Source organism: Microseira sp. BLCC-F43, from assembly GCF_041929235.1.
In the GTDB taxonomy this organism is placed as follows: Bacteria; Cyanobacteriota; Cyanobacteriia; order Cyanobacteriales; family Aerosakkonemataceae; genus Microseira.
The window spans coordinates 140,709-148,458 of record NZ_JBHFNP010000085.1; the positions used below are offsets into that span (position 1 = coordinate 140,709).

The following is a 7,750-nucleotide window of genomic DNA, read 5'->3' on the forward strand; positions in this document are numbered from 1 at the left end:
TCAAGCCCGGAATTTAGATTTCCAGCAGCACGATAATTTTACCAGCAATCTACTGCGGATTAAAGAAATAGATGCCCTGCTAAATCAGGATGTGGTTAAATCTCGCTCTGGACTGCTAACCTACTACGACCCACTGGCTAATAACTTTGCCGAACTGAAGAAAAGACAGAAAAAATTAAATCAAATACCTACTTTTATCGAGCGATTGGGGCAAATTGAAATCAAAAAGCTTCTAGAATTGCAAAGGGAAGCTTATCGACAAAAAGAGCAACTGATAGAACAATTCAAATCCCAAGAATCGATTTTAAAAAATTCCCTTTATTATTTTCCAACGTTAACTACAGAATTAGCTGAAAAAGCATCCCAAAGGGGGGATAAAAGACTCGCAGACCAGTTGGAAAATTTATTAAAAGATGTTTTAATTTATAACTTAACTCCCAGTGAAGAACTCGCACCGCAAATTCAGGGACAACTGGGGGTGCTATTAACAACTAGAAGTCAGTATTCTGACAAGATAAACGGTGCGGATATCGATCGAGTCATATTACATGGAAAAACGATTCTAACAAAGAAGCCTAAAGTCGATGATTTAGTACAAAAGATAGTATCGCAGCCGACTTCGCACCGCAGCGAAGAAGTTTACAAAGTCTACAATCAATACTATGAAAAAGCTTTAAAAAGAGTCAGTTTATACCGGATGCTGCTTTCGTTATTTTATGTAGTTATAATCGGCACAATTTCGGCGTATATTATTATCAGATTAGTCAATTCAGCTAAAACGGTCAGCGCAGCTAAAGAAAAACTACAGCAAGCATTATTATCGACCCAGTCAGCAGAAGAAAAATTTCGCAGCATCTACGAAAACTCCACCGATGGGATTTTCCAAACAACACCGGATGGAAAATATATCAGCGCCAATCCTACTTTAGCGCGGATTTATGGATACTCTTCCCCAGAAGAACTAATCGCCAGCATCGACGATATCAAACTAAAAGTTTATGTAGATCCAAACAGGCGTAGCGAATTTATCGCGGCGATGGAAAAGCACAATACAATATCTCAGTTTGAGTCCCAAGTTTATCGCAAGGATGGCAGCATTACCTGGATATCGGAAAACGCACGCGCGGTAAAAGATGACAAGGGGGTCTTACTTTACTACGAAGGTACTGTCGAAGATATTGCCCAACGCAAGCTGACAGAAGGAATATTACAGGAAAGCGAAATCAAGTTACGACTGCAACAACTGGCGTTAATGGAATTATCAAAATGCCATCCTCTATACGAAGGAGATTTAGATGCTGCATTGCGGGAAATTACCGAAACAGCAGCTTTTACCTTGGGCGTCGAGCGAGTTAGCGTTTGGTTTTACAATGAAGATGCCTCAAAGCTTCACTGCGTAGATTTGTACCAACTAAGTTCAAACCAACATGCAAAAAATTTTGAGTTAAGTGAAAGTGACTATCCCGGATATTTTAAAGCATTGGAAACCGCAGAACGAGCGATCGCTGCCAATGATGCACATACCGATCCTCGCACTTGCGAGTTTGCGGCGTCTTATCTACCTTCATTGGGGATATACTCGATGTTGGATGTGCCGATTCGGTTGGGTAAACGAACTGTGGGAGTATTGTGTCACGAACATGTCGGATATCCCCGCGAGTGGACGCTGCAAGAAGAAAACTTTGCCAGTTATTTGGGATATATGGCGTCCTTGGCGATGGAAGCAAGCGATCGCAAAAAAGCTCAAGCAGCGTTGCGCCTCGAACAAGAAAAAGCCGAGGCACTGCTGCTGAATATTTTACCAGAACCAATCGCACAGCGCCTCAAACAACAGCAAGGTTCCATCGCCGATAGCTTCGATCAAGTCAGCGTCTTATTTGCCGACATTGTTGGCTTTACCCAACTATCATCCCAAATTAGTGCAGAAGAATTGGTAAACTTACTCAATCAAATATTTTCTGCCTTTGACCATTTAGTCGATCGGCATGGATTGGAGAAAATTAAAACCATAGGCGATGCTTACATGGTAGTCTCTGGGTTACCGATACCGAGGGGCGATCATGCAGAAGCGATCGCAGAAATGGCGCTAGACATGCAACAAGCTGTCATAAACTTTACCAATACCACCGGCATCGCCTTAAACATCCGCATCGGCATTCACAGCGGTCCTGTTGTTGCAGGTGTCATAGGTATTAAAAAGTTTATTTACGACCTCTGGGGCGACACGGTCAATATTGCCAGTCGTATGGAATCCCAAGGCATCCCCGGTCACATCCAAGTAACTGGTTTCACTTATGAATTATTACAGCATAAGTATCATTTTCAACACCGAGGCATCATCCAAGTCAAAGGCAAAGGCGAAATGAAGACTTATTTGCTGAATGAGAGAAAATATTTATTATAGCAATTAGCAATTAGCAATTAGCAATTACCAATGACCCAATTTCACAAAACAGCATCAACCTTAATACCAGGTGCGAAAACCCTACCGGGAGAATACTACACATCCGCAGAAATTTACCAGCGAGAAAGGGAACGCATATTTTCTTCTCGCTGGTTATGCATCGGACGTGGGGAACAAATTCCCCACCCAGGTAACTACTTGCTCGTTAATATTGGCACTGAAAGTATTATTATAGTCCGCAGCAACAACGGCGAAGTGCGCTCCTTTTATAATGTCTGCCGACATCGCGGCACGCGCTTATGCCAGCAATCTCAAGGAACTTTTAACAAGACAATTTCCTGTCCCTATCATGGTTGGAGTTATAACTTAGACGGAGAATTAAATGCAGCACCATTAATGAACGAATTAGACTATTTCTGCAAAGAAGATTACCCGCTGCACAAGGTGGCAATAGAAACATGGGAAGGATTTCTCTTTCTTAACCTCGCACCCAATCCAGAACCCTTCGCCAACGCCTTTGCGCCGTTAATTAATAAATTTACTCAGTGGCATTTGCCCAAACTTCGAGTTGCTCAACGCATCGAATACAACATCCAAGCAAACTGGAAACTGATCCTTCAGAATTATTCCGAATGCTATCATTGCCCCCTCGTGCATCCAAAACTTGCTCAAATGTCTTTCTATCGCAGCGGCGAAAACGATTTATTTTCTGGCGCTATCCTGGGAGGATTTATGAAACTTAACGATAGCGCCCTTAGTCTGACAATCAGCGGCAAGCGTTGCGGAAAACCTTTAGGCGAAGTGGGAGGAGAAGACTTAAAACGAGTTTATTATTACTCAATTTTCCCCAATTTATTGCTCAGCCTTCATCCGGATTATGTAATGTTTCATACATTATGGCCCCAAAGTCCGAACCAAACGCGCATTGTTTGCGAATGGTTGTTCGAGGGTGATACAATTGCACAACCGGGTTTTGACCCCGCTGATGCGGTAGAGCTTTGGGATTTAACCAATCGACAAGACTGGGAAATCTGCGAGTTAACCCAGCAAGGCGTAAGTTCCCGCGCTTACACCCCCGGATTATATTCAAGTTCAGAGAGCTTGCTAGCAGCGATTGACCAAGAAGTATTGAAAGCACTCGGAATCGGGCAGAGGGGAAGAGGACCCTACGACGCGGGAACGGGGAGACGCAAGGAATAATGGAGGTGGAGGAGGTGAGGGAGATGAGGGAGATAACGAAGTAGAAGTAATGACTTCCCCATCTTCCCCATCTTCTCCTACCTTCATCATTCCCCACGTCTCCCCCTCCTTAGCGTCCTTAGCGTCTCCCCTCCCTCTTCCCCTGCATAAAGATGACAGACACAGAGGGTACTGTGTTACCATCACTCATAAAAGCTTTTGTCTATCGCTACCCAATGGGCAAGGTTCTGGTATTAAATGCCTCCTACGAACCACTCAACATCACTAGCTGGCGTCGAGCGGTCATTCTATTGATTAAGGGAAAGGCAGAACAAATAGAGCATAACGGCAAGTACGTTTATTCCGGATATCCGCTACCAACGGTGATCCGACTGCGACACTACGTCCAGGTGCCTTACAAGGAAATTCCTTTAACCCGCCGAAATATATTGCATCGAGATAGCCACACTTGTCAATACTGTGGTTATACGGGTGACGACTTAACACTGGATCACGTAAATCCGCGCTCGCGCGGCGGCGGCGATACATGGGAAAATATGGTCACAGCCTGTGTCCGATGTAACATCAAAAAAGGAAACCGCACCCCCGTCGAAGCCAACATGCCCCTGAGATATATGCCCCGCAAACCCTATAGCAGTCTATACTTTGAAGTCGCCAAACATCTCAAGAGCGGTTCGCATCAAGAGTGGCGCAAATATGTGATCGGCATTTAACAAACCTGCACCCCCTGTGCAGGTTTTTTGTTAAAGGGGAGATGTAGAGGGTTTTCTCGCCTCTGGTGTACGGTTATAGCCGCCCGGTGGAGGTATGTTGTTTACCGATTTTTTTGCGAAGATCTAAGTATAGCAATTCACTTGCGCGCCGAGTTTAGTGAAGTTTCTATACCATACATTTATATTCCCAGAACCTATGCAATCTCGTTCCCTGAAGCAGCTCGACCGTTTGACAGTAGCACAGGCGCTTCCAGTAGCAGAAAATACCGATGCAGTCAAGGATCGTGCGACGACGCCATTGCCCGCTGAGACCAAAATCCAAACCGAGCAGCGATGGTCACCGGCAAAAAATCTGGCTGGGGAAAGGGCGTCGTTACTACAGCAAACGTTAGAGCGACACCGGGATGAGCGTCAAATCGTGATTCTGCAAGATTTCCCAGACCCCGATGCCCTCTCTTGTGCCTGGGCGTATAAATTAATCGCCCAGCAATACAATATCGGGTGCGACATCGTCTATGCGGGCGCCCTCTCCCATCAAGAAAATATTGCCCTGGTTAAGCTTACTAACTTACCGGCGCAACGCTGGACGAGCCAAACGCTCAAAAATAAAGATTTATCCGCCTATAGCGGCTTTGTCTTAATTGATAATCAAGGAACGACCAGCCAGTTAATGCCTTTGGTGCAGCAAGCGGGGATTCCCACTATAGTGGTGATCGACCACCATCAGATGCAAGCCGATCTGCAGGCGGAATTTGCCGATATCCGCCCCAATATCCGGGCAACTGCCACGATTATGACCCAATACCTGCAAGCGGGGTTGCTGTCTTTTGATAGCAGTGTCGGCGATCACGTCAAGTGCGCTACCGCCCTGATGCACGGTTTGCGGTCGGATACCAACGGTTTGAGGCAAGCTCAGGAAGAGGAATTTTTAGCCGCAGCCTATCTGAGTCGATTTTACGACCATCAGTTGCTCAATGCCGTGCTACAGGCAACCCGGTCTAGTCGGGTGATGGACGTGATCGAGCGCAGTCTGAAAAACCGCGTGGTGCAAAATAACTTTTCCATTGCTGGGGTGGGTTACTTGCGCTACGATGACCGCGATGCCATTCCCCAAGCAGCAGACTTTTTAGTGACAGAAGAAAACGTCCACACGGCAGTGGTATACGGCATCGTTCACGACGAAGATGAAGAATTGGAAGTGGTAATTGGGTCGCTGCGAACCACTAAGCTGACTTTAGACCCGGATGAATTTATCAAAGAAGCGTTTGGTCAAGATAGTCAGGGACGCTTTTTCGGCGGCGGACGCATGATGGCGGGTGGGTTTGAAATCCCGATGGGTTTTTTGGGCGGTAGCAACGAGAATCCAGAGTACGCGCGGATGAAATGGCAGCTATTTGATAGCCAAATCAAACAAAAGCTGCTGAAATTGGTCAACCCGAAGGATAATCCCCTGGTAAATAAGTAGGGAATTTCAGATTTTAGATTTCAGATTTGAGATTCAATCTAAAATTTAGAATCTAAAATTCAAAATAGAAATATGCTGGAACTTTACTTAATTCGCCACGGGATTGCAGCAGCGCCGGAAAGCTACGAAACCGATGAGGAGCGTCCGCTGACCGATGAGGGGACGCAGAAAACCAAAAAGATGGCAAAGCGACTTTCTGAGTTAAAGCTGCACTTCGATTTGATTTTAACCAGTCCGCTGGCGAGGGCGCGCCAAACCGCCCTGATTTTGCAAACTGCTGGTCTATCATCCCAGGTGGAAGAATCAGATTATTTAGGATTAGATGGTGACATTTATAACTGGCTTCCCTGGCTAGAAACCTGGCACCAGGGAGGCGGTAGTTGCTTGGCGCTGGTGGGTCACGAACCTAACTTGAGCAATTGGGCAGAAACCCTGGTTTGGGGGAGTCCCCGTGGGAGTTTGATTCTCAAAAAAGCTGGCGTTATCGGGTTGACATTGCCGGAAACTGGTTCGCCTGTGGGTCATAGTTACCTGTTCTGGCTCGTAGCGCCCAGGCTGCTGCTGTAGGATGTATTAAATAATCCTGGTGAAAATGCGATCGCCCCCCAAGTTTTCTGGTAACGTAACCTGAGTGTAGTGTTCTCCTCCCACGGCTGGCAACATGACTGCTATTTGCGAGTACAAACCAGGTTTAGAAAACATCCCCGCTGCCCAATCCAGTATCAGTTACGTCGATGGACAAAAGGGCATTTTGGAATATCGGGGCATCAACATCGAAGAACTCGCAGAGAAAAGTACCTTCATTGAGACCACTTACCTGTTAATCTGGGGTTTCCTTCCCACCAAGGAAGAACTCCAAGCCTTCGAGCATGATATTTGCTACCACCGCCGGATCAAATACCGCATCCGGGACATGATGAAATGCTTTCCCGAAACTGGTCACCCAATGGATGCGCTGCAAGCTTCCGCTGCGGCTTTGGGATTGTTCTATTCGCGGCGCGCATTACCAGATCCAGGGTACATTCGTCAAGCAGTCGTGCGGTTGATGGCAAAAATTCCCACGATGGTGGCGGCGTTCCAACTGATGCGGAAAGGCAACGACCCGATCCAACCCCGCGATGACTTGGACTATTCTGCCAACTTTTTGTACATGTTGAACGAGCGGGAACCAGACCCCTTGGCAGCCAGAATTTTCGATATTTGTCTGACGCTCCACGCCGAGCATACAATGAATGCCTCGACCTTCTCCGCCAGGGTAACCGCTTCAACGTTAACGGACCCCTATGCGGTGGTAGCATCAGCCGTGGGAACCCTAGCAGGTCCTTTGCACGGTGGGGCAAATGAAGAAGTAATCGAGATGTTAGAACAAATTGGCTCGGTGCAAAATGTCCGCCCCTACATCGAGAATTGCATCGAACGCAAATCCAAGATTATGGGGTTTGGACACCGAGTTTACAAAGTCAAAGACCCGCGCGCCACGATTCTGCAAAAGCTGGCAGAACAGTTGTTTGAAAAGTTTGGCGATGACAAATACTACGCAATCGCCCTGGAGTTAGAGCGGGTGGTAGAGGAAAAACTCAGCCATAAGGGAATTTATCCGAACGTAGATTTTTACTCCGGGTTGGTTTATCGGAAAATGGGGATACCGACGGATTTGTTTACGCCGATATTTGCGATCGCTCGCGTCGCCGGATGGCTGGCACACTGGAACGAACAGCTGGCAGAAAACCGCATCTTCCGCCCCAGTCAAATTTACACCGGCGATCGCGGTATGCCCTATGTCCCGATTGAAAAAAGGTAATTGGGGCAATAGAAGTGGATATGTGTGCAGTTCTTGGTAATTGGTAATTGGTAATTGGTAATTGCTAATTGCCCCTACAGGTCGTAATTCCTTAGCAACGGTCAACGATATTATAGCGGATTGCAGCCGTATGCGCCTTTTGTGTAGCGGCAGCCGTAATGCAGACG

General features: G+C 46.6%; 5 protein-coding genes and 1 pseudogene. All 6 read left to right on the forward strand.

The window, feature by feature from the left end:
* Positions 1-28 precede the first annotated feature (28 nt).
* Positions 29-2,404, forward strand: a pseudogene (locus ACE1CM_RS13305) (adenylate/guanylate cyclase domain-containing protein); the annotation flags it as partial.
* A 30-nt stretch (positions 2,405-2,434) separates the two neighbouring features.
* On the forward strand, positions 2,435-3,604 hold the full coding sequence (locus ACE1CM_RS13310; RefSeq protein WP_374877979.1) for an aromatic ring-hydroxylating dioxygenase subunit alpha: 1,170 nt from the start codon (positions 2,435-2,437) through the stop codon (positions 3,602-3,604).
* Between the two features lie 215 nt (positions 3,605-3,819).
* A complete protein-coding gene (locus tag ACE1CM_RS13315; protein WP_226591300.1) occupies positions 3,820-4,317 on the forward strand; it encodes an HNH endonuclease in 498 nt (165 codons plus the stop codon).
* A 196-nt stretch (positions 4,318-4,513) separates the two neighbouring features.
* Complete coding sequence (locus ACE1CM_RS13320) at positions 4,514-5,782, forward strand: bifunctional oligoribonuclease/PAP phosphatase NrnA (protein WP_374877980.1); 1,269 nt, start codon at positions 4,514-4,516, stop codon at positions 5,780-5,782.
* A gap of 72 nt (positions 5,783-5,854) precedes the next feature.
* Positions 5,855-6,349 carry a phosphohistidine phosphatase SixA gene (sixA, locus tag ACE1CM_RS13325; protein ID WP_374877981.1) on the forward strand — a complete coding sequence of 165 codons (495 nt, stop codon included), beginning with the start codon at positions 5,855-5,857 and terminating at the stop codon, positions 6,347-6,349.
* Positions 6,350-6,443: 94 nt separating this feature from the next.
* Complete coding sequence (locus ACE1CM_RS13330) at positions 6,444-7,583, forward strand: citrate synthase (protein ID WP_374877982.1); 1,140 nt, start codon at positions 6,444-6,446, stop codon at positions 7,581-7,583.
* Positions 7,584-7,750: the final 167 nt, after the last annotated feature.

What these genes read in the sequence shown, in the direction of transcription:
- ACE1CM_RS13310 (WP_374877979.1), top strand. Translation starts at nt 2,435, where the DNA reads ATGACCCAATTTCACAAAACAGCATCAACCTTAATACCAGGTGCGAAA.
- ACE1CM_RS13315 (WP_226591300.1), top strand. Translation starts at nt 3,820, where the DNA reads ATGGGCAAGGTTCTGGTATTAAATGCCTCCTACGAACCACTCAACATC.
- ACE1CM_RS13320 (WP_374877980.1), top strand. Translation starts at nt 4,514, where the DNA reads ATGCAATCTCGTTCCCTGAAGCAGCTCGACCGTTTGACAGTAGCACAG.
- sixA (WP_374877981.1), top strand. Translation starts at nt 5,855, where the DNA reads ATGCTGGAACTTTACTTAATTCGCCACGGGATTGCAGCAGCGCCGGAA.
- ACE1CM_RS13330 (WP_374877982.1), top strand. Translation starts at nt 6,444, where the DNA reads ATGACTGCTATTTGCGAGTACAAACCAGGTTTAGAAAACATCCCCGCT.